Consider the following 22839-nt stretch of genomic DNA (forward strand, 5'->3'; position numbering starts at 1 on the left):
ATCATGGCTTCACCTGCTTTTCGACGATGGTTGCGTTGCGATCGGCCAGCTCGCCACCGCCCTTGGTCGCCGCATAGGCCCACGCCAGCACGCTGCCCGTCCATCCGGTGATGACGATCGCGGTGGCGAGGATCAGGAAGGCGTCGACGCGCAGCAGCGCCGGTTGGCAGATGATCGCGATCACGATGATCAGCGTCAGGCCATATTGGCCGATGCCGATCCAGCCGCGCGCGTCGGGCCAGCCGGGGCCGGTCAACGATCCCACTCCGGCCACACCGCCTTGCCATCGCCGCCGGCCGCCACGAAGCCCTCGATATAGAAGATGATCTCGGTGCCCTTGGTCGCGCCGCAGTGCCGGCAGCGGAACTTGGTCGGCAGCTTGCCCTCGATACGATCGACGACGTGGTGTGGCGCCGGGCAGTTGCGCCACGCCTCGCCGTTCGCCTTCACCTGGTCGAAGATCGATTGGACTTCGCCTGGCGATATCCGGCCGCCCGACAGCTCGCTGAGAACCTTGCGGCCGTCATAGGTGCCGTCGGGGTTGCGGGCGCCCTTCACAGAAGCGCCTTCCACGTCTTCGGGCCGACGATGCCATCGGCACCCAGCCCGTTCGCTTTCTGGAAGGCGATCACCGCCGCCTCGGTCGCCGGGCCGAACACGCCATCGGCGCTGATGCCGAGCTCATCCTGCAGCTTGCGCACATCATCGCCGCGGTCGCCGCGCTTCAGCATCGCCAGCACCGGATCAACCGTCGCCACGGGCGCGGCCGGCGGCGTCGTGCCGGCCATCGCCGCGGACACCCGCGAGCGGAAAGCCTGCATGTCGAACGACGGATCGATCTTGCGCCCGCGCGGCGTCGCATATTCCTTGTGGCCGGCGCACATCGTCACCGGCGCACCGATGTGCTTGAGGATGGCTGCGCAGCCGCGGGCATAGGCGTCCAGCTGGATCTCGGGCCACGGCTCCGATCCGTCGCCGCGATTCTCCGCCTCGATGCCGATCAGGCTCGAGTTGCCGGCGGTCACACCCTGCCAGGCGCCGGCGCCCGCATGGTTCGCGCGGCCCGCCGCCACGACATAGAAGGTGCCGTCGCGGCCGAGCACCAACTGAGAGAGCGGACCACGCAGATCGGGCCGGCCATTCTCGACCAGCGAAAGGCTGGGCGCATTGCCCTTGAGCCCGCCGGCGGTGTGGTGGCACAGCACCCCGCGCACGGTGCCGAGCTCGCCCGTGCCGCGGGTCTTCCAGGCGGGCCGCTCTTCCACCTTCAGGCCGGCGCCGCGCAGCACGTCGGCAAGCCATGTCGCATTGGGCATCACACGCTCCATTCATCAGGGGGCATCAGCGGCGCGAGGCCGCACAGGATCCGCTCGCGATCGGTCTGCGCCGGGCGCGGCTCGTCGGCGGCGTCGGCATCGGCCGGCCGCTCGACGGGCTCGGGATCGGGGGTCATGTCAGGTCGTCGAGATCTGGCCGCGGGCGGAGCGCGGCATATTCGGTCGGCGCCCGGCCGCTCAGCGTGTCATCGATGATGGCCTGCCCGCTGAGCTCGGTCTGCACTTCCTGCCGTACAGCGCCCCGCACGCGTTCCGACACGGCCACGACGTCGTTCTCGACTTGGCGGAAGAAGTGCTCGGTCAGCAGCTTGACCAGTCGATCGGCGCCGACCGCGGAGAATGCCGCCAGCAGCGCCGCCGCCTCCCCGCTCGCGCCGAACTGGTTGGCGATGTGGTAGGCGATCAGCGCGACCATCGGCCACAGCAGCACGTCCGCGAGCACCAGCGAGGGCTTGATGACCTCCCCGCGCTTGAGCAGCAGCGCGTATTTGGCGAGGAAGCCGAACGACAGCCCGATCAGAATCCATCCATATTTTGCGAAGGCCGCTTCGACCCAAGCCATTGCGACCCCCTGTTCTTTGTGGGTGGTGGTGTGAACGGCGGCGCTCATGCGTCCGCCATTGCGGTGGTGATCACAGCGCCGTATTCTGTTGAGACTATGCAAGCTCGGTTCCCCCTTTTCTCTGCCGTTTTCCACGCGCCGCTGCGCATATTGCGCGGCGGCATCGCCGAGGTCCGGCTTGAAAGAGCGAGAGATCGCGACGGCCTTTGCATCAGGTGCGGCGATCGGCGCGAAGAAGGCATCATGTGCCACTCGTGCACCGCCCGCGAGTTCATCTAGCATCACAGCGCCACCTCCGGCGGCGACGACATGCTAATCAGACTGCTGTCGATCCACGTCGACAGATAGACTTGACCGCCCGAGCCGAGGTTGCGGCCCGAGGCCCAGTCACCCCAATAGCCTAAGTTATAGAAAAACGGCGTGATACCGCCGACCACACCTGTGGCGCCCAGGTCCTTGGGGGTGTCTGTCGTTCCGGTCGCGCAAAAGGCATCGCGGTTGGCTTGCACCGAGAAATCGATGCTATCTGCAGCCATCCACAGCGACTTGATGTCGACGTTGGTCAGAGGCAGTGCCGTCGAGCTGAACAGACTGAGGATGTTGTTGAGCGCAAGATCCGCGTCGGCAGTGGGCGTCGTGGTCGCCACGGCCTTATTATTCGCCGCAGCCTGCATCCGCTGCACGCCCGTCGTCGTGTCGATCGTGAAGAAATACATGTTGTAGCGATCGGGATAGTCGGCAACTGCCGGCGTTACAGAACCAATTGAGGCTACGCTGTCGTAGCCGATCCAGCGGAAGACGTTGCCATTGAGGACGTTCAGCCAGGTGGTGGGGCCGAGCAGGCCTCCGGATGCGGCAGGAAGGAAGCGGGCACAGACAACGATCGTGATCTTCTTGCCGTTCGACACGCCATCCCAACCCGGCGTGCCGAGCGCCTGCATGCCCCCCCCGGTGAAGCGCGCGCCGCCGTTGGCCGGATTGGTGCCGGCCATGCCGCGAACCAGCGTCCGCCGGCCGATATGATGGCCGTAATGGTGACGGGCCTCGATGAAATAGTCGCGTACCTCGAAATTGATCGCGCCGGCGCCGCGCTGCAACTCGCCGGTCGACGTCAGCCGCACCACGTCATCGGAAGGCGCTCGGAACAGCGCCACATGTTTCGGCGTGCCTGCGATCCGCGCCGGAGCGATGGTCGCCGCGACGGCGTCCGAGGATCGGATGGGAAACACGATCCGCTCAGGCTGCACATAGGGCTGGCCACGTTCCATGCACAGCACCAGCCGCGCCTTCTCGCGGGCACCCGGCTCCGCGATCGGGTCGTCGTAGTGGGTGCCGTCGGCCATGATCGAAAGCGGCATGCCGCCCAAGGCGAGGCTATCGAGGTCGGCCTTGCTACGGTTCGACACATACGGGTGAAGCGCCGCGTAATGGTCCCAGAAATTGACGCCGAATGCCGTGCGCATCAGTCGCGCCAGCTTGCTGATCGTCCCGAAATTGCGCGTACCGACGGTCCCGGTTTGACCGCCCCAGAACATCTTGCGCGAATGCGGGATCGCGTCGAACGCCTCCTGGTTGACGGTCATGATCGCGGCCGTCTGATCCGACGTGGTGACGTTCGGCTGATTGCTCGGATTGAGGTTGTTCGTATCGAGCCCGACGATCGCCGATTCCTGCTTCTGCGTCGTCGACCATGCGATGATGCGGTCGCGGATCTCCTGCGCGGTCTGGCCCGACTTGCCCTTGTTGTTCACGGCGGCTTTCAACCAGGTGATCATCAGGTCAGAGGTACGATCCCAAATGCCATCAGCATCGCCCTGGCCGCCGGAAATAGGCCCGATCTGGGTCTCTTCCGTCGTGCTGTCGCCGGTGACATTGATGCGCCCGACCGCGACCCAATAGTAATTGGCGACCGTCGGATAGGTCGGCGGCGCATTGCCGGCCGTGCTGGTCGGCGCGCGATAAAGCCACACATAGCCCTGATCGGTGCAGCACTGGTTGACCAGAGCAACGCCGACCTCGCCGCGTGAGTAGCTCGTCGCTGGATTGTAGGCGAGCGCCACCTCATAGGCTTCGCCTGGCGCGGTCAGCGTGGCGGCGGGCCATGGCGTCTGAGCAAGTGGGTAAACCTGAAGGCTCGTCGCCAGCGCGGCATCGTTGAGCCGCTGCACCTCCATCAGGGCCTGCACCTCAGCGATCTGCGCAGCCTTCAAGGACTTGGCATCGATCGACGCGATATAATCCTGCAGGTCGAGCACATCGGTGAGCGCCTTGGTGCCGGCGCGCAGCGCGATCTTCTGCGTCGCAAGGTGGTTTGACCATGTGCCGGTACCGGTGGTCTGATGGTACCAGCCGTAGAAGCGCTGACGCCCGTCGCCCGTTTTGTCGACATAGCCATAGCCATAGCGCAAACGCGCGTTGCTGGCGTCGTAGACATCGATCGCGACGGCATAGGTTTTGCCTGCGGCTGTAACCATCGGCGCCGCCAAGCTGGTCGGGAAACGCGCAGTCGCCAGCGCCGAGGCGCCGGGAGTGAGACCCGCATCGGCCGGCGTGATGCTGATCGTCTCGACCACCGTCCACGCGCCACCGCTAGCCGGAGATCCGGCTGCTGCGACGTGCGGCGGCGCCGTGTTGATGCTCGCATGGGCCGTGTTGGCCACATAGACATAGGCCTTGATGAGCGTCGCTGTCGCATCGACGATCATGTCGGCGAACCAAGCGTCGATCACCAGCCCGGCCGCGATGTCGGCACCGACATCTATCGCAGCGGCCACATATGCCCGGTTGGCACTGATCGCGAGCGTCGTCGCGGAGGGCTGTCCGGAAAGAACGGTGTAAGAGTCCGCAGTTCCCAGCAACGCATCGACGCGCGAGGTCAGCAGCGGGCCGTTAAGCTGAGAGCCGAGAACCTCAATCGCTGCGCGGTCGGCAGCAGAAAGACTTGCCCACTCCTTCGCCGATTTCGTCCCAGTACCGCCAGGCTCAGCGCCTTCGCTTTCCGCCCATTCTTCCGCCTTGTCGGCCGCCTCCCCAGCGCGGTTTGCCTCGAAGCGCGCACCCCGGTCGGTCGGCTCATCTGCTCCGGGAATCGGGTCGTCGGTGTCGCTCACAGCGTAAGAGCGGGCGAGGTCAGCGCTGCCACCTGCCTCTTCTACTTTTTCGTCGATGAGATCGAGATCGCCGGGCAGTAGCCCCGGACCGCGAAGCCCGCGCACCTGCACTTTGCGAATGTCGGCCATTATACGGTAACCCCCGGCTGCAGAAGGAAATCACCGAAGCCGATCTTCTCTTCGACCGTGTCGGTGTAAGTGATGATGATGTCGTACGAGAACAGATCTGCATCGCCCGGATCTGGCTGGTTGAGCCCAGCTGGCATGCCCTCCAGCGCGGATTGCGGCGCCGATGGCATGACGCGCAGGATGCGTTGCAGCGGATCTTCCTCGGTAGGGTCGGCCAGATCCTCGAAGGTCACCGTCGGCGTCAGCAGCGCGTCGCCGGGCGCGCCAGGATAGAGGCGCACCTCCATGTCGATCGAGGTGATCGGCGGCAGCGGCGCGCCGCTGTAGATGAAATCGATGGTGTCACCCCACGGGTCGACGTTCCTCGACGCCGCCAGATCGACGCGTTCGGTCATAGAATCTCCGTTCAGAAGCGCCGCGCCCGGCGGCGCGGAGGATGTCAGGTGACGGTGGCCGTCACGGGCCCGGCAATGGCGCCCGGCACATCGTCATCGGAGAAGGGCTGCACCCACCATGAGCGCACACCCGCCGCCACGACATGGTTGAACGCCCCATCGGCACCAAGCCCGCCGCGAAGTTCGCCCGAGACGGCGACGGCGTCCTCGAAATCGGTCGTCGTGGCGGAGTAGACGACCACATAGTCGAAATTGCTGGTGGTCGGGTTGCGCCACGCGATGTCCGCCTCGCCGACGCCGGGCGTGGCGCTCAGGAAGGTCACCGGGCCCGGCGGCACATCCTCCGAGGCATAGCTCACCGGCCCCAGCACGAGCCGGTCACCGCGCTCGCCGTCAACCACATAGGAGACCGCGGCATAATAGTCGGTATCGACCGCCACGCCGGCCAGCTCCGCGCGCGTCGCGGTCTGCCCGCCCGTGGAAATCAGCGTCCAGTCGTCATCGACATCGGGGTCCGGCGCCGATCCGCTGGCAAATTCGAATGTGATCGATGAGGCATAGTCGTCATCGGCGGCGCCGGTGATCACCAGGGTGTTGCCAACGAGCGCGACTGACCAGGCACCGGCGCCGGGCGCCCCGATGCCGCCCGGCACATCGGGATTCACGGCCACGCTCTTGTCGTCCAGCTCGTCGAGCGCAGCGTTCCAGTCCGCGAAGTCCGCGGAGACCTGCCGGAGCGACAGGGTGTTCCTCCATTCGCGGCCGAGCTGATCGCTCTCCACCCGCATCAGCATGGTGCCGCCGTAGCGGGCGGAGTTCCACAGCAGCCAGTCGCCATGTTCTACGCCCGCGAAGCGCGGCGGCAGCACGATCGAACGGCGCTTCCACAACCTGCCCAGACGGCGCGCCATCTCGGCGACCCGCTGCGCCTGCGTGCCCGACGTCACCAGATCCAGCGCGGGCGTCACCTCGCGCGGGCCCTTGTCGGCGATCACGTCAGCGGTGGAGCGGCGCACCGGCGCCCCGTGCAGCTTGTATTTCTGCGAAGGCTCGATGTAGCGGGCCGCCACGGTGTTGACCCAGTCATTGTCCGTGCGGGTCGGCACGTCGCGCCGCGTCACCTGCGTGCCGACGACGAGATCGTCATCGGTGATCGACCATACCGGCGACTTGGCGTGGCCGGGCTCAACCTCCACGCTGCCCTCGCGCTCGATCAGCACACCGCCGCACGCCGACGCGAACATCAGCTCGACGTCGACGAACTCCTGATCCGCGGACCACTGGCCGTTGGCACGATAGCGCGGCTCGGTTCCGCCAGCTTTCAGGGCGACAGGCTCATCGCAGATGTTCGCATAGAAGGCGACATGCTCGGGCGGCGCCTCCACCGCCGTGAGCCCGCGGCCGAGCAGCAGCATGTCGGGTTCGTCCACCCGGTCGCCGGCATAGATGCCGCGGGCCCAGGTGTAGCGACAGTCGATCAGGTTGTCGGACCATTCCCGCGTCTCCGGATCATCCCAGCGGTGCGCGCCGCTGCCGCCCGCCACCGTCGAATCGTCGCGCGCCGAATAGACCTGCAGGCCCTTCACCACCCACAGGAACTGCGGGCGGCCCGACGTCCACACCGGATCCTTGGCGTCGGACTTGTCGGCCTTGTAGCCGACCACGACATAGGAAACGCCGCGCCCGCGGTCGTTCGCGGTCCATGTCGGCTGTCCCGCCAGCGCGTGCCCGGCCGGGAATACCGGCGCGGTCGTCAGCACGTAGGAAGGAACCGCCTGGTCCCATGTGCCCGGTCGCCAAAAGACCTGCAGTTGCTCCTTATAGCCAGCGACCATACCATCGCCGGCGAAGGCGACATACTGATCGTTGACGTAAAATCCCTCGAGCGCCTCGCACCGATGGTCAGCAAGCGCGATAATGAGCACCGTCCAGTCAGTGCCGTACTTTCCGCCATGATTGTAAGCGTCGACCAGCGATCCCGCTACGGCGGCCTTGCCGAAAATCCCTGATCTCGCAACCTCACCAATTTGTGCCGTGGTAGGTTGTGCGCGTGGCGCCTTTTGGCCCGGCGACAAAGCAATCGCCGCTACGCTGGTCCAGAACAGGTTGCCACCCGCAAGCGCAAGTTGCGGGTTGCCAATGATAACGCCGATGCCGGCGATCGCAGCGCCGGCGATGGCGCGAACCACCTTTCCCATCAGCAAATGCTCCAGGCGAGAACCATCGCCGATCTCGGCAGGCGGACGATGCCACTCTCGCCCGGGCCTGCAAGCGTCTCGCCCTCCACCAGCACCAGGCTGATCTCGCCATCGACACGGATTGCCGCCACGTCACCGCGCAAAGCGCGCGCGGAGGCGACTGGCGTCAGCACGCTGTTGACGACCCCGTCGAGACCGCCATGGCTGCGGATCACACGCAGCGCCCCGCGTGCCGTCGCCCAGCTGATGCCCGGCAGCACGTCGCGACCAGTCTGCGCCTCAATGCCGAGCAGCACGAAGCTTCCGCAGTCGTTCCGCCGGCGCCCCCAATCGAAGGGCATCGCCTCACGTTCTGCCAGATAATGGCGAAGTGCCACCAGGTCGCGCATTCCTGCCCCCTTAGAAAGACGATCTGACGGCGGAACTGATTTTGCCTCCGAAGTAGATTTGCTTCTCGCCCGCATAGGCGGTGTGCTTGAAGAACCCGTCGTTCGGGTCGATCAGCCGCTGATCCGCATCGCTGCGCATCCGGCCATTGTTCCGGCCGAGCCCGCGCGCCGCGCTCTCCACCTGCACGGTGATGGTCGACGTGCCGCCGATCGTCTCTTCCGCGACGATCTCGTCGACGCGGCCACGCTTGTAGGGCCGGACATCGAGCAGGTTGCGGCCCGATCCGTCGAAGATCATGCGGTAGATCACGACGCCCACGCCCATGACCTCTTCGGCGTCCATCAGCGCGGCCGCTTCCGGATCGACGCCGGAGAGCGTCAGCGTGACATTCTGTTCCGAACCGCCGATCGCGCCGCCCGTCACCTCGGCGAGCGCGCGGTCGCCGAGACCATGGAAGGCGTCGCCGCCCATCTCGAACACGCCATAGCCGCCGAACACATGGATCGGCTCGACGCTGAAGAACGACACCGCCGCGGTGACGATCGCCTCGCCGCGCGCCATCGCCGCGACGGCCGAAACGCCGATCGTCTTCATGCGATGATGTCCTGCACGGCCGCGATGCGGCTGCCGGCGCCGACGAAGGCCAACCCCTGATCCATCAGTTCGGTGTCGTCGGTCAGGATCCGCATCAGGCACGATGGCCGATAGAGCTGCACCGTCGCGGTGGGCGGCACGACCGCATGCACCGCAGGCTCCACAGCGATCGTCACCGTCCCGCCGGCGTTGACCACACCAGGCTCCATGCTTCGCACCAGCGCGCGGCGATTGTCGCCCCACTCGAAGCCGACATAGTCCCGTGGCGAGAACACCTGCCCCCTCAGCAGCCCGCCGAGCGTCAGGTTGCAGGTGCCCCCGCTGTCGATCGACTCCGACCATGTCGTCGTCGTTTTCGTGTAGGGGCGCCCGTCCGCATGGAAGCGCGGCTCGGGCCGCGTCTGGTCATAGCCGAAGAACCGCTTCTGCGATCCGCGCAGGCTGTCCAGCCAGGCGGTCAGTTCGTCGTCGTCGCGGAACGCCATGTTGTTGAACGACAGCCGCATCATCCACAGCGGCCAGCCCGCCGTCACCCCGCCGATGACGCCGGTGCGCTCGGGCGAGAGATAGTCCACCCGTTCCAGCGTCAGGCGACCGGCCATCCCGGTAAGCTCGGGCATCGGCCGGGGATAGGTGATCGCCATTACCAGAAGCGCCTTTCCTTGCCCTTGCTGGCGACCTGGATCACCATGCCCGGCAGGTTCTGCTCGAACTGGTCGAGCCGGGCGCTCATCGCGGTCACCGCCTCGGGGCTGGCGCCGCGGAAGTCGGCATTGATCATGACGGATGGCCGCCGGCCCATGTCATTCGTCGGGGTCACGCTCAACATCTCGCCGCGGCTCACCCGCGCCAGCGGAATACCATTCATCGACAGCGTATTCCGGTCGAGACCCGACAACCCCTTGATCAAGCCGCCACCGCCGCTCGCCCAGCCCGAAAGAGACCAATTGCCTGCGGTTGCCGCGCTTGACTGCGCGATAGCGGTAGGACTGGGCGATGCGCCGCCGCCGAACGCGGCGCCAAGAGCACTGCCGACGCCGCTCAGGAAGCCGCCGACCCCGCTGCCGTTCGATGCGGCGAGGATGGCCTGCTGCGCTACGATCCGCAGAAGCATGCCGAGCGTCTCGCCCAGCGCGCCGTTCACGCCGAGCACCTTCTGCGCGATGCCGGCAAAGCTGTCCTCGATCGCCTTCAGCCGGTTGACCGCCATTTCCTCGAGCTGCTCGTTGATCTCCCCGATCGTGCTCGGGATGTTGTCGAGATAGCTTTCCAGCGGGCCGGCCGTGTCCCGCCTCGTGCGCTCGCGCTGGTTGCGCTGGATCTCGTCGAGTTGATCGATGCGCGTCTGCGCGATCTCTTTTTCCCAATCGTCGGCGCTCGTCGAGTTGCGGATCTTAATGAGTTCGTCGCGCTCATTCTTCTGCTGCGCCTCCAGCATGCGCATCTCGATTTCGCGACGCTCAGCCGCGGTGCGCGCCAGATCGAGCCGCGACCGCAGCAGGTCCGTCTCCGCATCTACCATCGCCCGTTTGATGCGCAGCGCCTGTTCGTCGAGCTCGCGATCCCATTCGCGCGCGTGCAGCTGCGCCTGCAACTCCCGGAGCATCGCATTGCGCAGCTTCAGTTCCTCGCCGGCCTTCGGCGTCAGTTCCTTGCGCTTGACCTTCTCGTCGATCTCCGCGTCATAGGCCTCCAGATCGTTGACGGCGCGCTTCTGCGCGATGAGCAGGCGGTCTTCGAGGTTGGTCGCCAACTCCTGCTGCATATCGAGGATCCGATCCTCGATGCGGCTCAACTCGTCGTCATAGTTGCGGCGGCGGTCCTCATCGGTAGGTCCGCTCCGCCCTTTCTTCTTTTTCTTGTCGTCACCGATGGCCGGGCGCGGCTTGGCATTCGCGGCCAGGAACCCGCCGATCGCAGAACCTGCCGCTGCGCCGGCCGCGTCACCGGACTGGCCGGTGCCGCCATCGCCGCCCAGCCCCATCCGCTTCTTCAGCGCGACATAGGCGTCGCCGATTTCCTTCGCCGCCCACTTGGCGAACTCGACCAGCGGCCCGAACGCCTTCACGAGCCACTTCTCGACCTCGCCATATACCCATTGCGCGGTGCTCGCGATCTCGGGGAACTGGTTGTTGAAGGCGGAGACGATGGCATCGACGATCGCCGAAAACCCGCTGGCCAGCTTGCCGAACTCGTCCACCAGCCACTTTTTCGCGCTGCCATAGACTGAACGCAGCGACGCCTCCGCCTCCTTCGAGAACACGCCGAGCGAATCGATCCAGCCGCCAGCGACGGCATCGACGACGGCGCCGGCCGCAGTCCACGCCTTCGCCCAATCACCGGTCAGCAGGCCGGTGACGACGTCGACAAGGCCGCTGATCGCCTCCACCACATAACGGATGGTGATCAGCACCAGCTCGAACGCCTTGACGAGCTGCTGACCGGTCTCGCTGACGAACAGCGCCATGACCGTGCTGACGACGTCGAACAGCACCTCGATCGCGCCGATCAGCCACGTGATCGCGGTGCCGACGGGGCCGTTCGCCAGCTTCCCGAACAACTCCGCCAGCGCTGCGAAGATCTGATGCAGCCGCGGACCCAGCGTTGCCTGCATCGCCTGCCACAGCTGATCGAGAACGGGTATGATGTAGTCGCGGAACAGAAGGAAGGTCGATACGACGACGGCGACCGGTCCGGCCAGCCGCTTAAGCACAACCGAGGCGATGCTTACCAGCCCCTGGATAGAGACAAGACGGACAGCGACGATGCCGAGCGTGGTGGCGAGCGTCTGCAGCGGCGCGATCAGATACGACAGGATCGAGCCGAACACGCCGAACGTCGACATGATCCACCGTGCGGTGAAGAACACCACCAGCCCCTTGATCACCACCAGCAGCGGGCCCAGCGCCGCGGCAAACGCGACGACGGCGGCGATCACGCGGTGCGTCGTCTCCGACAGGTTCGAAAACCATGTCACCAGTCGGGTGAGCAGCGTCACCAGCTTCTCGGCGAAGGGCAGCAGGATCTTGCCGATCTTGACCGACAACTCCTCGAATTGCGAGCGCAGCGCGCGCACCTGGTTCTCATAGCTGCCGGCGGTGCGGGTCGCGTCGCCCTGCGCGGTGACGGTCTCCCGCAGGATGATGTTCGCGCGCGCAAGGATCTTCGCCTGTTCGGAGACATCCTTCGTCGTCTTCGCCGCGCCCATGCTGACCGCTTCCTGCGCGACGGCCGCTTCGGTCAGGAACACGCCGAAATCGCGGATCGGCTCGCTCTCGCCCTGCAGCGCGGAGCGCAGCTTCATCAGCGCCACGTCACCGGTGACGTTGTAGAAGCTAGACAGATCCTGCGTCAGCAGCGCGAACTGCTTCGACAGGCCCGCCGCTGCCTCTCCCGTCGGCGCCGCCACGCGGAACATCTGCTGGAAGGCTAGCGCGCCCTGCTGCAGTTCGTAGGTCGATCGGCCGATCGCATCGCCCGTGCGCTCCGCCCAGGCTTCGACGTCGTCCGCCATCTTGCCGAAGGTATATTCGAACGCACTCTGCATCTCCGCGACGCTGGACGCCGCGTTGACCGCCATCCGGGCCGAAAGGGCCGCCGGCAGCGTTATCGCCACCGTCATCCGGGCGCTGATCCGGTTGATGGAATCGTTCAGCCGGGCGAACTGCGCTTCGACACGGCCGGCGAACGCCGCAAGCGAACGCTGCGCCTGTACGAGGCCGCCGAGGAAACTGGAGCTGTCGAGGCTGAGGCTGATGCGCAGCCCGCCGATCTCGGTTGTTGCCACCGGCTCGGTTCCTTCGATCTGGATGGTACAGGGCCACGCGTTGAACAAGCCGATCGCGGGGCGTAGAACCGCATTGGCTCAGGCAGGGAGGTGGCGGATGTTGGGTGGTGCAGCGACGGCGGCGGTGATGACGTTCAATTTGGTCTGCGCCGGCACTGTGACGACAACATCATTCGCGGAAACAAAATCCGCTCCCTATCGGAGCGAATATCGGGTCGATCTGAATATGAATCGGTGGTGCGAGACCGATTGTAAGGCCATTCACACTATCGCGGCCGTTCAACCCGCACAGATTACCCTGACCGAGAAGAAAGGTGAGGGGCGCTTCGACGCTTCGGTTTCGAACTTCATCAATAGGGAGACAGGAGCGCACTTCGGCTTGGTGCGTAGTGGCTACGGCCGAAGTGCTGTGGGTATGAAGTACGAGGGCACCTGCACCCCAGCCCCCTTCACCGGCTTTCCCGACTTCAAGACGAAGTTTTAGCCGCCCGCTTCAACAGCGCCCCCCATGCGCGCAGGTTGGCATTCAACTCGACCTCGCTCTGCGGTTTCGCGACCGGCTTGGGTTTCAGCCCCATCAGGCGTTCGAGCTTCGGATATTTGTTCGGGGCGTTGGTCCCGATGCCGGTGAGCAGGCCCGCATGCCAGACGATCCAGCCCGCGATCTCATAGAGGCGCTCGTTCGCCGAGCGGCGCCCCTTCATCACCGCGGAGAAGGATCGCGGCGTCTGCGTCCAGAAGGCATCGGGCGCGAAACCCTCCGCCGACCATTCCGCGATCAGCGCTTCCCAGCTCCACGCCGCGTCTCCGCCCGCGGCGCGCCGTTCTGAGGGTCCGGCGCGGGCATCGCTGCTTCGAACAGCTTGCCGAGCACCTCCCCGATCTCATCCTGATCGACGACCGACAGCAACTCGCCAGCCTGCCGCTCGGTCGTGCCGGGATGATGGTGCTGCAGGCACGCGCAGACGAGCGCGCGGAGGAGGGTCGCGGAGGGGTTCTTCGACAGCGCCGGCCCAAGCTGCTGGATGCCCAGGCCGGTGCTGGTCTCGATATCGCAGAACGTGTTGAAGTCGAGCCGGAGGGTGAGCTCCCGGTCTTCAACCTTGATCGTCGCCTCACCGCGCATCTTGTTCGCCATGATCAGGGCTCCTCGGGCTGCGCCGCCTGTTCAACGGCGCCGCTCACCTTGCCGGTGATTGTCGCCTGGCGAACGCCGTCGATCGGTGCGTCGTCGGGCTCATAGGATGTTAGGATCACCATACCCTCGTTATCCTCGAGCGCGCCGGCGGGGCCCTTCGTCACGATGTTGAACGCCCGCTTCTCGCGCGAGACGAGATGCTCGAGCAGCAGGTCGTCGGTCGCGGAGCCCGGCTCGTAATGGATCGTCGCCGAAAGTTCGCCGGGGTCGGCGAGCGCGGCGATGAACTCGCGGATGCCATCGGCGCTGTCATGCGTCGTGGTATCCACCGTCTCCACGGTCAGGTTCGGGCGGTTGACGTTGAGCAGGCCGTTGACCTTGGTCAGCACGCCGGCCCCATTGGTCAGGTACAGCGCGGTACCCAACCCCAGAACACCAGTCATAATTCACGTCCTCTCAGCTTTGAGGTTTCCACCACACGAAAAAATCCTGGCTGACGCGGTAGGCCTTGCCCCCGCCGGGAATGTCGGTGATCGGCATGTCCCGTTCAGAATCGAGGAACCCGGCATCGAACCGGATGCCACCCACGATCGCGGGAAGCTCCACCGCAGCCGTCACCTGCCGCGAGACCAGCTTCGCGTCCTCGTAGCTGGCTCCCCAACTGTCGAACTGGACCCGGGGCCCGTAGAAGCCCGACGGACCGTCCTGCGTGTATGTCCGGTTCGGCGAGATGACCTGCAGCGTCAGCGCCGGCAGCGGCGTGCCCTCCGGCCGCACCAGCGGCCACACGCGCTCGCCGACAATGTTAGCGATGCCGGCGAACGCCAGCAGCCGCGCGATCAGCGCCTCTTCCATCGATCACCCCTTCGCCGCCCTGGCGATGGCCGCAGCGAGATCGTTGCGGATGCGCGATTGCACCTGCCCCTTGGTCGAATCGAAGGCCGGGCGCATGAACGGCTGCGCAGCCGTCTTGACGGTCCCGTACTCCACCAGGTGACCGTACCAGCCGTCCGGTTTGCTGTTGCGCTGCGGGCCGATGTAAACGGTGACGGCGCCGCCAAGCCCCAGGGTAAGGCCCTGCCCATCATAACCGGCAATCGTGTCGCTGACCGTGATGCTGTCGCGCAGGTCGCCAGTATCGACGGGGACGAGATCGCGCGCCAGATCTGCGATGATCTCGCCGGCTTCCATGAGGATCTGCCACTGGATTTTCTCGCCGATCGCCTCGGGAAGCTGATCAAGCTTCCTCATCAGGCTGTCGAGGCCCTCGACCTCCGCCGTCAGGCGCTTCACGTGTCGCGTCGATCCACGATATCGACCTCGACACGGCACCCGAACACCATCGCGGCGAGCATGAGGATGCGGGTGCCGATCCAGATGCGAACCGCCAGCCTCTTCATGCCGGTCAGCTTGGTCGTCAGCGTCAATCCGCGCATCGCGTCTGCTGGATTGACTTTAATCTGGCTCATCACTGGGCGATCCTCACGGCTTCGATCTCACGTTCCGCGTTTCGCTCGCGGCTGGGGATGTTTGAGACGATGTCCCATGCACTTCCATCGAACATGATCCGGTCTCGGACTGTCACGCCATTGGTCTGCGTGTTGGCCGGAACGATGAATGTCGCGGCGGCGCTTGCGCTTTCCTGCGCGGCGTCACGCCTCTCTGAGCCTTTGGCGAAGATCACGTGGGCAAACTCACCGCCACTCGCCGCCCAGGTCTCGACGTCCTCATTGAACGCGTTCTTGGTGACCGTCGCCCGTTCGAAGACGATCTTCCGGTCGCGCTTGCCCGCCTTCATGCGAGCGCCGGATCGCGATAGCGCCACAGGATGGCCTTCACGCCCGACGGAATTTCTGCCGTCTCGCGGTCGGCGAACAGGGCGCCGAGCATCAGCAGCACAGCCGATTTCACGAGCGCCGGCGCGGTTTCCGCGGTCCAACCGTGCTCAGGGCGCTTGATGTAATCGACGATAATGTCGGACGCGCCCTCGCGCTTGAGATCGATATCGGCGTCCTCATCGTTGCTGAGGATCCGCAGATGCGCCTTCGCCTCGGCGAGCGTGACCAGCGCGACCATCAGGCCACCTTGTCCTTACCGTCACGGCCGCGCTTCACGGCCAGCCGGAAGCCGCTGTCCGCGGTGTCGGGCTTGGCGTCTGTACCGCGCTGCGCGATCCAGTAACTGCCCGCCCACGTCACGCCGTCGCCGGCCTCATAGGCGCGCTCCGCCTGCCACACGCCGCGGTCGATCACGACCGGGAACGACAACTGATAGGTGCGCTCGGTATCGCCGGCCTTCATCGCGAAGCGGATGGTGCGGCCATCCTCCATGACCTCGGCGGTGAAGTCGTCCAGCGACATCGCGTCGCGCCCGTCCTTCGGCACGGGAATCGCGGCGACCATCTCGCGCAGCTGCTGCTCGAGCGCGGCCATGTCCGCATCGCGCCCCACCACCTGCCCGAGCGTGTGGATCGTGCCGTCGGTCATGGTGGCGACGCACTCGCCGGCCCGGTTAACGAACATCGCGGCCAGGCCGATGCCGTCCTTCGGTGTCGGGATCGCCGCAACGGCCGCGCGCACCTGCTCATCGAGCAGCGGCCGGACGTCGTCCACCGTCACACTGGTGCCGTCCTGCGGCGCCGGGATCGCCGCCACCGCCGCGCGCACCTGCTCGTCGATCAGCGGGCGAACATCATCCACCGTCACGCTGGCGCCGTCCTGCGGCGCCGGGATGGCAGAGACCGCCGTGCGCACCTGCTCGTCGATCGCCGCGCGGATCGCCTCCATATCGGGCTGCACCGGTGAGGCCGGCGCCGGAAGCGCGGCGAGCACGCGGGATACGATCTGGTCGGCGGTGGGGATGCCCTCACGCAGCTGGTCGACATCGACCGCGATCAGCCCGCGACGTTCGATCTCGCGGACGACGGCAGCGTCGACCAGGCTGCCGATCTCGTCGGCGCCCGGGGCCGCTGCGCGCCGCTGCAGCTCCGCCTCGAGGCGCTTGATGGTCTCGATGAGCGGCGCGACTTCCTTCGCGAGGAACTCGCGGACGATCGCCGCGGTCGCATCGGCAAGCGCCTTGGTATCAAGCATGCAGCGCCTCCCGCAGGTCTTTCTCGAACAGCGCGATCGCCGCGCGCCGCGCATTATCGTTGGCGGCCTGCGCCTCCGGCCCATCGTCGCGCTCTGCCGGCGCGTTCGCCGCCGGCGCGGTCGCGAACGGATCTTCGCGCGCGTCACGGCGCGCCAGCGCGGCGAGGCTGTAGTTCTGCTGCTGCAGATAGACGGCAGCACCGCCCTCGGTCGGCTTCTTGTCCAGCTTCGCGCGCTGCTCGTCGATCGTCAGGATGCCGGCCGATTCCTTCAGCACCTGCATCTGCGTCACGCTGTCCATGCGCAGCAGGTTGTCGATGTCGAACTCGGTGCCCAGCCGGTCGCCCGTCGCCAGCCCCTCATCCAGACACAGCTCGATCGCCTCGATGTGCGACTGAAGACACTGAGAATAATATTCGGTGTTGAGCGCCTGCACGTTGTTGTAGCTCGGCATGGTGCCGACGCCGATCTTGTACGGCGGCACGTGATAGGTCGAACAAACGACCTCGGCCGACCACTTCAGCTGCTCGATCAGCTGCGCGTCGGTCGCCTTGACCGACATCGCCTCGAACTTGAGCCCGTCGCCCAACACGGCAACCTTGCCGGCATTCTCGCCGGTGAAGTTCGCGTCCCAATAGGCCTTCAGCCGATCCGCAGTTTCGTCCGCGATAGCTCCGGGTGCCGTGAGCACACCCCCCGGCCGCGCACCGTTCTGGAACAGCCGCGCGCTCGCGTTCTGGATCGAGATCCCCTGCGTCGCAGCCAGGCCGTTCGCGTAGATCGGCGACAGGCCGACCAGCGGATGGAAGAAACAATTGAACCGGTCGTGGATGATCTCGCTGGCCGGTACGACCAGCTCACCCTCGAGGCCGACGAGGTGGTCGGTCTTCAGCTCGTAATAGACATCGCCATTGTTGGCGACCATCGGCCGGGCCCGCCCGGGGTCCAGAACGTGCAGCTTGATGACGACACCGCGCGCGTCGCGCTGCTTGAGCACATAGGTGTTGCCGGCCTGCAACTTGCTCAGCACCCAGTTCTCGAAGAACTGGATGCGATTCTGGAAGCCGTTCGGCTTGCGCAGCACCGGCGAATATGCGGGGTTGGTCACCTCGCTCCAGATGCCGTTATTGTCCTTCGCCACCAACTTGATGCGCAGCTTGGCAATGTCGCTGGCGATCAGCGTCTGACAGGCGAAAACCGCATGGTGCGAGAGGACGGTGTCGACCTTCACCTCGATGTTGCGCTGCCAAGCACCGGTGAAGGCCTCACGAACGATCGGCCACCACCCATTGCGGCTGTCGACGTTCGCCAGCTGACCTGGCGCCGCCTTCTCGCGCGTGATGGTGAAGCCGAGGATGCGCATCACTTGGCCGCGCGGTGCTCTTCGATCTTCTTCGCCAGCGTCTCCGCATCCCAGCCATGGAAGGGCTGCTTGCCGATCACCTGCTTGTAGGTGTCGCGCAGCGCGTCGAGATCGGGCTTGCCGTCACCGGAATCGCCGGCTTCGGCGCCATCGACAGCCTCGGCGGCCATGGCGGTGGTATCATAGCCGAGCTTGCCGAGAACACGCGCATAGCGCGGGTCCCGCGCCTTGAGCGCCCGGGTGACATAGGATTGGTGCTTCATGTCGATCTCCCGCGAAAGGGCCCGGCCGCACCGGCAGCCGAGCCCCTCGATTGCCGCGCTTACTGGTAGGCGGCGCCGGTGATGTACTGGACGGCGCCCGGACGGCGCTTGCCCCAGTTGATGTACCGCTCGGCACGGATGCCGACGAGGTTCATCTGCCACAGCGACACGAACACCGTGGCAGCGGCCGGCGGATCGGTCGGCGCGCTGTCCATCTGCAGCGAGGCCTCGCGGCTGACGTCGAGCATCGTCTCGCCATCGTCCGCGAGAAGGATCTCGCTCGCCTTGGCAAGGATGATGCGCGAACCGGCCGGGATCGCCGGCGGGCCGGTAACGGCGACCTGCGCGGGGATGTTCTCCGACAGGATCACCGGCAGGCCAAGCCACGTGCCGCCGCTCGCCCCGGAGATGCTGATGTCCGGAAACTCACGCTGGCCAAGCGGGTTCATCATGAGCGCCAGGCCGAGCGCCTGGGTCTCCGTCATGATCCAGACGGCGCCCGCCAGCGAAAGGTTCGCGGCAAGGAAGTTCGCCATCAGCTGCTTGGCATCGGCCCGCACCGCGTCGGCGTCCGTTCCGGAAGCGACCACCGGCGTCACGCCATTGGTGATCGACGCCGGCGAAACGCCGGTCACCGCCGCATTGTCAGGATCGACGAACTCGGTGTCGAGGAACTGCGCGGTCTGCGCGATCAGGTCGTCACGCACGACCTGTTCCGCCGAGGGGCTGGACGCGCGCGCCAGCTCGTCGGTGATCACCACGATGCCCGCCGTCTTGGCGCGACCGAGGCTGATCTGGTCGAACGCCAGCGCGCTGACCGGCTTGGGCTTGCCCTCGCCGACCCAGCCGACGGTCGAACCGCCGGTCTGCCGCGGGATCTTGATCTCGAACGGCACCATGCGCAGGCCCGGGATGCGGCCGATGATGGTGGCGGGGCGGAGCAGCTCGGCGAACTCGCTGGTCATGTTCGTATATTCGACCAGCGGCTTAGCCCAGGTGGCATCGGTCGTGGTGCCGGCGGCGACAGCCGCCTTCAGCACGGTTTCGACCTCGGGCGTGCTGTCCTTCCAGCTCTTGGCGATCTCCGCGGCGACCATCAGGTTGCCCTTCGATCGCGCCAGCGCCATCGCATAGCGGGTGAAGGCCGTGCCCTTCGGCAGGTTGACCCCACGGACCTCGATGCGCTGGCCGCCGCGCGACGCGGCACCCTCTTCGGTGCTGCCGCCGGCGACCGGCGTCGCCGTGGTTGCCAGCGTCTTCTGCAGCGTCTTGAGGCGCTTGATGTGCGCGTCGATCGCAAGGATCTCGCCATCGAGCCCATCATATTCCTGCTGCTCGGCCTCATCGAGGGTGGTGCCCTCGCCCGCGGCCTTCTTCATGATTTCCGTCATGCGCGCCTGGTGCGAAGCACGCTTCGCCTCAAAGGCCGCAATCTGAGCGGCGATATCCATTGTCGTTTTCCTTGATCGGGCGGCGCTGCGCGCGGCCGTCTGCTTCGGTTACTGCGTCGCTCGCACCGGTTTGATCGATTTGATGACGACAGGCGGCGCCCGATCGCGGGCGGGGTCCACCAGCTTCACCACGACGACCTTCTTGCCAGGCGCGGCTTTGTCGTCGGGGTTGGCGGGGATCTCGGGCTCGGGCACGCCGGCGGCCTTGCGGGCGGCGGTGTCCATGCTCTTGATGGCGGTGATCACGGCCTCGGCGTTCGCGGGAATGGTGACGCCGGAAAGCTCGAAGATCTCGATCTCCTGAAACTCGATGCCGCCGCCATCCATGAAGGCGTATTTGATCGGGCGGAAACCGATCGACACGGCGCGCACCAGCCCGGTCTTCACCGAGTCCCACGCCAGTTGCAGCCGATCCTTCAGGGTCGCGCTCTCGACCGAGTCGGGATGAACGAATTTCGTCTCGAAGGGGATGCCGTTCGCCGTCGGCTTTCCGAACTTGGTCTCACCCACCGGCGCGTCGTGCACGTGCTGCCACAGGAAGGGGATCGTCGCCGCGAAGCTGGCCCCCATCGGGTCGATGATGTCGCCCACGCGGTCCACCGTGGGGGTCGTGGCGATGCCGGTGATGACGCGCTGAGCGTCGTCGAGCGCCTTCACCGACAGGATCGAATAGGCCCGATTGGTCACGGCCATGCTCCTCAGAAAACCATCATCTGAAACTCGGGCGGACGCGGTTGCTCGCGCTGCATCGGCGCCATCGCGTTGACCGCCGCATCGATGCCGTCGATCTTGTTCGGGCTCATCGGCTTTTCCTTCTTCGGCAGGATCGTGCCGTTGACCGCGCGCGTGACGACGACATTGCCGGCCATCCACGTCATCACCGGGTTGCCGTCGTGCCGCAGCTGGCCCGGCCCCGCCTTCACCCGCGCCTCGAGATCCTTGGCCGGGTCGGAGCAATTGTTGGCGTTCTTGGCGAGCATGACGGCGAATCCGGTGCCGTCGTCGAAATCGTCGTTGAGCCCGGCCGCCATCGTCTCCCAGCCGGCGAAGCTGTCGCCCACCGCTTTGCGGACGTTCAGCGCCTTCTTCAGCCGGGCGATGCGCCGGCGGATGACGCGGTGATCGATGAAGTCGCCCTTGGTCAGCACAAGCTTCCGCCATGCGTGCCACTGGCGATAGAGCGCCTGCTGATCCTTCTCCGACTGGCTGTCGCGTTTCAGCACCGCCTCGGGCAGGTAGAACCACGTCTTGATCAGCAGCCGCCCGTCATGGTCGATCGCCGCCAGCACCACCGCGGTGATGTCGTCCTTGTCCGAAAGGTCGGTGCCGATGAAGCATTCCAGCCCGCGGAAGTCGGACAGGCGCAGCGTCGGATCCGAACACGCTATCCACTGGCTGACGTTGAGCCAAGCGGTCGCGGCGCCGATCCACAGGTTGAGGCGCTTCGTCTTGAACTCCCCCTCCGCCAGGGGGCTGTTCTGCGCCTCGATCGCGTATTGCCGCAACTCGTCCAGCTGCACCGCCGCGCCGAGCAGCGGGTTCGCCTTGACCCAGTTGCGCTCGTCGTAGGGGTCGTCGCCCGCCTTGCGCTCGGGCTCGAAATCCTTGGGGCCATCCAGCGTGAAGATGATGCCGAAGATGTGCTCGGCGATCACCGACCGCTCCAGCACCTTCGTCGCCATCGTCCGCTGCTCGTAGCAGACGCCGTGCACGTTCGAGCCGGCGGTCGTGATCTGCCATAGAAGCGGCTGCTTGCGCGCGCCGAAGGCCGACCGCATCACGTCATAGAGGCCGCGGTCGCTGTGCGCGTGCAGCTCGTCCATCGTGACCAGGTGCGGGTTGTGGCCGTCCTGCGTTTTCGACTTCGCGTGCAGCGGCTGCATATAGCCGCCATTGTCCGCGCAGGTGATCGACTTCGCCCAGGGGATGATGCCGAACGCTTCCTGCAGCGCCGGCATCTTCTCCACCATCCGCTTTGCCGGATGGAAAACCTTCTTCGCCTGGTCGAACGTCGTCGCCGCGGTCAGCACCTGCGGCCCCACCTCATTCTCGCAGGCGAGACAATAGAGAGAGACCGCCGCCGTCTTGGTCGACTTGGCGTTCTTGCGCGCCACCTCCTCGTAGACCACCGTGAAGCGGCGCAGACCGTTTGCCTTGCGCCGCCAGCCGAACACCACGGCGAGGATGAAGATCTGCGCCGGCTCGAGGTCGATCAGTCCGCAGCGATCGAGGTGGACGCCCGCGTCCGCGCGCGGGCAGCGGCACCAGTTTCCCTCGATGTGCGGCAGCTTCTCGGCGAAATCGCAGACGTCGTTCGCGTGCCACGGGTCGAATCGATACGGCCAGTCCTTCGACCGGGACCGCTTCAGGTCGTCGAGATGCCGCTGCGCCGCCAGCCGCACCCATTTGCAATGGGATACCTGCTGCTTGTCGGCCGCGGCGCGCTTCGCATAGGCGAGCGCGATGGCGGCATAATCACGCGCGTGCCCGGTGTCCGTTGCGGGCGAACGGGTTGCCCGGCTTGCTGGCATCCGCGGCGCCTCCGCTACCTACTCGGCTCTTCGGCCCGGCGATTCTTAGAAGCTCCTCATGCTGACGGAGCACGGTCAGGTACGCGGCTGGCGGCGGTTCTCCGCCGGCGGCAAACGCCTTGCGCACGAGCGCCTCGAGCGAGCAGTAGCGCGCGAGCAGCGCGCTATCGACTTCGGTCACCCCCGCCGCCATCACGCGGCCAAGCACCTCATGCCAAACCTCGATCGCCTCGGGCGTCAGATAGTCCGGCATTATGGGGGGATCGCCGGGCACTATGACCTCGGTCTTAACCCCATCCCGATAGGGTTTGATCGTTCCGCGTTCGAATTTTGCCGAAGGCGTTTCAGGCTTTGGCCCACGCTTCATAGTACCTCGCAATTATTCGCCAAGTACATCGCGGTTTTACTTGCGCTATACTTGCGGGCGGCTTGCGCGGCCCAGAAATTTAATTCGTCCCAAAAATTTAATCCGGGCGTGCGAAAAATTGAGTTCACGCGC

General features: G+C 65.8%; 28 protein-coding genes. 1 reads left to right on the top strand and 27 read right to left on the bottom strand.

Annotation, left to right across the window (positions count from 1 at the left end; genetic code table 11):
- Window position 1 precedes the first annotated feature (1 nt).
- From NX02_RS20955 to NX02_RS21010, 12 genes are read right to left on the bottom strand one after another with little or no spacing between them, the layout of a single operon-like run.
- Window positions 2–256, bottom strand: a complete 255-nt coding sequence (locus NX02_RS20955) for a hypothetical protein (RefSeq protein ID WP_025294149.1) — start codon at window positions 254–256, stop codon at window positions 2–4.
- Window positions 253–558, bottom strand: a complete 306-nt coding sequence (locus tag NX02_RS20960; RefSeq protein ID WP_039996732.1) for a hypothetical protein — start codon at window positions 556–558, stop codon at window positions 253–255. Before NX02_RS20960 ends, NX02_RS20955 begins: the two co-directional genes overlap by 4 nt.
- Window positions 555–1316, bottom strand: coding sequence for a peptidoglycan recognition protein family protein (locus NX02_RS20965; RefSeq protein WP_053000778.1), 762 nt, complete (start codon window positions 1314–1316; stop codon window positions 555–557). Before NX02_RS20965 ends, NX02_RS20960 begins: the two co-directional genes overlap by 4 nt.
- Window positions 1316–1453, bottom strand: a complete 138-nt coding sequence (locus NX02_RS32695) for a hypothetical protein (protein WP_158014128.1) — start codon at window positions 1451–1453, stop codon at window positions 1316–1318. The genes NX02_RS20965 and NX02_RS32695 overlap by 1 nt, the downstream gene beginning before the upstream one ends.
- Window positions 1450–2181 (bottom strand): hypothetical protein, encoded by a 732-nt coding sequence (locus NX02_RS33695; RefSeq protein WP_245648660.1) that lies wholly within the window; start codon window positions 2179–2181, stop codon window positions 1450–1452. Before NX02_RS33695 ends, NX02_RS32695 begins: the two co-directional genes overlap by 4 nt.
- Entirely contained in the window at window positions 2181–5138 is a 2958-nt protein-coding gene (locus tag NX02_RS20980; RefSeq protein WP_025294152.1) for a hypothetical protein, read from the bottom strand. Before NX02_RS20980 ends, NX02_RS33695 begins: the two co-directional genes overlap by 1 nt.
- Complete coding sequence (locus NX02_RS20985) at window positions 5138–5533, bottom strand: hypothetical protein (protein WP_025294153.1); 396 nt, start codon at window positions 5531–5533, stop codon at window positions 5138–5140. The genes NX02_RS20980 and NX02_RS20985 overlap by 1 nt, the downstream gene beginning before the upstream one ends.
- Before the next feature lie 44 nt (window positions 5534–5577).
- A complete protein-coding gene (locus NX02_RS20990; RefSeq protein ID WP_025294154.1) occupies window positions 5578–7731 on the bottom strand; it encodes a phage tail protein in 2154 nt (717 codons plus the stop codon).
- Complete coding sequence (locus NX02_RS20995; protein ID WP_025290944.1) at window positions 7731–8120, bottom strand: DUF6950 family protein; 390 nt, start codon at window positions 8118–8120, stop codon at window positions 7731–7733. The genes NX02_RS20990 and NX02_RS20995 overlap by 1 nt, the downstream gene beginning before the upstream one ends.
- A gap of 10 nt (window positions 8121–8130) precedes the next feature.
- On the bottom strand, window positions 8131–8715 hold the full coding sequence (locus NX02_RS21000; RefSeq protein ID WP_025294078.1) for a hypothetical protein: 585 nt from the start codon (window positions 8713–8715) through the stop codon (window positions 8131–8133).
- Window positions 8712–9359, bottom strand: a complete 648-nt coding sequence (locus tag NX02_RS21005; RefSeq protein WP_025294077.1) for a hypothetical protein — start codon at window positions 9357–9359, stop codon at window positions 8712–8714. The genes NX02_RS21000 and NX02_RS21005 overlap by 4 nt, the downstream gene beginning before the upstream one ends.
- Window positions 9359–12502 carry a phage tail tape measure protein gene (locus NX02_RS21010; protein ID WP_158014129.1) on the bottom strand — a complete coding sequence of 1048 codons (3144 nt, stop codon included), beginning with the start codon at window positions 12500–12502 and terminating at the stop codon, window positions 9359–9361. The genes NX02_RS21005 and NX02_RS21010 overlap by 1 nt, the downstream gene beginning before the upstream one ends.
- Between NX02_RS21010 and NX02_RS32700 the strand changes: the two genes are divergently transcribed.
- Complete coding sequence (locus NX02_RS32700; protein ID WP_158014130.1) at window positions 12471–12986, top strand: hypothetical protein; 516 nt, start codon at window positions 12471–12473, stop codon at window positions 12984–12986. The two genes, NX02_RS21010 and NX02_RS32700, sit on opposite strands and share 32 nt — an antisense overlap.
- Here NX02_RS32700 and NX02_RS21015 read toward each other — a convergent pair.
- The 15 genes from NX02_RS21015 to NX02_RS21085 form a co-directional block, all read right to left on the bottom strand.
- Window positions 12970–13209, bottom strand: coding sequence for a hypothetical protein (locus NX02_RS21015; RefSeq protein WP_162232713.1), 240 nt, complete (start codon window positions 13207–13209; stop codon window positions 12970–12972). The two genes, NX02_RS32700 and NX02_RS21015, sit on opposite strands and share 17 nt — an antisense overlap.
- A 71-nt stretch (window positions 13210–13280) precedes the next feature.
- Window positions 13281–13640 carry a hypothetical protein gene (locus tag NX02_RS21020; protein ID WP_025294074.1) on the bottom strand — a complete coding sequence of 120 codons (360 nt, stop codon included), beginning with the start codon at window positions 13638–13640 and terminating at the stop codon, window positions 13281–13283.
- A 2-nt stretch (window positions 13641–13642) separates the two neighbouring features.
- Window positions 13643–14083 (bottom strand): phage tail tube protein, encoded by a 441-nt coding sequence (locus NX02_RS21025; RefSeq protein ID WP_158014120.1) that lies wholly within the window; start codon window positions 14081–14083, stop codon window positions 13643–13645.
- Window positions 14084–14096: 13 nt separating this feature from the next.
- Window positions 14097–14495: a tail completion protein gp17 gene (gene gp17, locus NX02_RS30935; RefSeq protein ID WP_025294156.1), complete on the bottom strand. Its 399-nt coding sequence runs from the start codon at window positions 14493–14495 to the stop codon at window positions 14097–14099.
- Between the two features lie 3 nt (window positions 14496–14498).
- Window positions 14499–14933, bottom strand: a complete 435-nt coding sequence (locus NX02_RS21035) for an HK97-gp10 family putative phage morphogenesis protein (RefSeq protein ID WP_025294157.1) — start codon at window positions 14931–14933, stop codon at window positions 14499–14501.
- Window positions 14930–15109, bottom strand: a complete 180-nt coding sequence (locus NX02_RS21040) for a hypothetical protein (RefSeq protein ID WP_039996743.1) — start codon at window positions 15107–15109, stop codon at window positions 14930–14932. Before NX02_RS21040 ends, NX02_RS21035 begins: the two co-directional genes overlap by 4 nt.
- Window positions 15109–15438, bottom strand: a complete 330-nt coding sequence (locus tag NX02_RS21045) for a phage head completion protein (RefSeq protein ID WP_025294158.1) — start codon at window positions 15436–15438, stop codon at window positions 15109–15111. Before NX02_RS21045 ends, NX02_RS21040 begins: the two co-directional genes overlap by 1 nt.
- Window positions 15435–15716: a head-tail connector protein gene (locus NX02_RS21050; RefSeq protein WP_025294159.1), complete on the bottom strand. Its 282-nt coding sequence runs from the start codon at window positions 15714–15716 to the stop codon at window positions 15435–15437. The genes NX02_RS21045 and NX02_RS21050 overlap by 4 nt, the downstream gene beginning before the upstream one ends.
- A complete protein-coding gene (locus tag NX02_RS21055; RefSeq protein ID WP_025294160.1) occupies window positions 15716–16732 on the bottom strand; it encodes a hypothetical protein in 1017 nt (338 codons plus the stop codon). Before NX02_RS21055 ends, NX02_RS21050 begins: the two co-directional genes overlap by 1 nt.
- Window positions 16725–18095, bottom strand: a complete 1371-nt coding sequence (locus NX02_RS21060) for a phage portal protein (RefSeq protein ID WP_025294161.1) — start codon at window positions 18093–18095, stop codon at window positions 16725–16727. The genes NX02_RS21055 and NX02_RS21060 overlap by 8 nt, the downstream gene beginning before the upstream one ends.
- Window positions 18095–18358 carry a hypothetical protein gene (locus tag NX02_RS21065; RefSeq protein WP_025294162.1) on the bottom strand — a complete coding sequence of 88 codons (264 nt, stop codon included), beginning with the start codon at window positions 18356–18358 and terminating at the stop codon, window positions 18095–18097. The genes NX02_RS21060 and NX02_RS21065 overlap by 1 nt, the downstream gene beginning before the upstream one ends.
- A 59-nt stretch (window positions 18359–18417) precedes the next feature.
- Entirely contained in the window at window positions 18418–19809 is a 1392-nt protein-coding gene (locus tag NX02_RS21070) for a phage major capsid protein (protein WP_025294163.1), read from the bottom strand.
- 48 nt (window positions 19810–19857) lie between these two features.
- Window positions 19858–20496 (bottom strand): HK97 family phage prohead protease, encoded by a 639-nt coding sequence (locus NX02_RS33350; protein WP_211258239.1) that lies wholly within the window; start codon window positions 20494–20496, stop codon window positions 19858–19860.
- Window positions 20497–20507: 11 nt separating this feature from the next.
- Window positions 20508–22340: a terminase large subunit gene (locus NX02_RS21080; RefSeq protein ID WP_025294165.1), complete on the bottom strand. Its 1833-nt coding sequence runs from the start codon at window positions 22338–22340 to the stop codon at window positions 20508–20510.
- Window positions 22285–22593, bottom strand: coding sequence for a hypothetical protein (locus NX02_RS21085; protein ID WP_245648661.1), 309 nt, complete (start codon window positions 22591–22593; stop codon window positions 22285–22287). Before NX02_RS21085 ends, NX02_RS21080 begins: the two co-directional genes overlap by 56 nt.
- Window positions 22594–22839 lie beyond the last annotated feature (246 nt).

This window comes from Sphingomonas sanxanigenens DSM 19645 = NX02 (assembly GCF_000512205.2).
GTDB classification, from domain to species: Bacteria; Pseudomonadota; Alphaproteobacteria; order Sphingomonadales; family Sphingomonadaceae; genus Sphingomonas_D; species Sphingomonas_D sanxanigenens.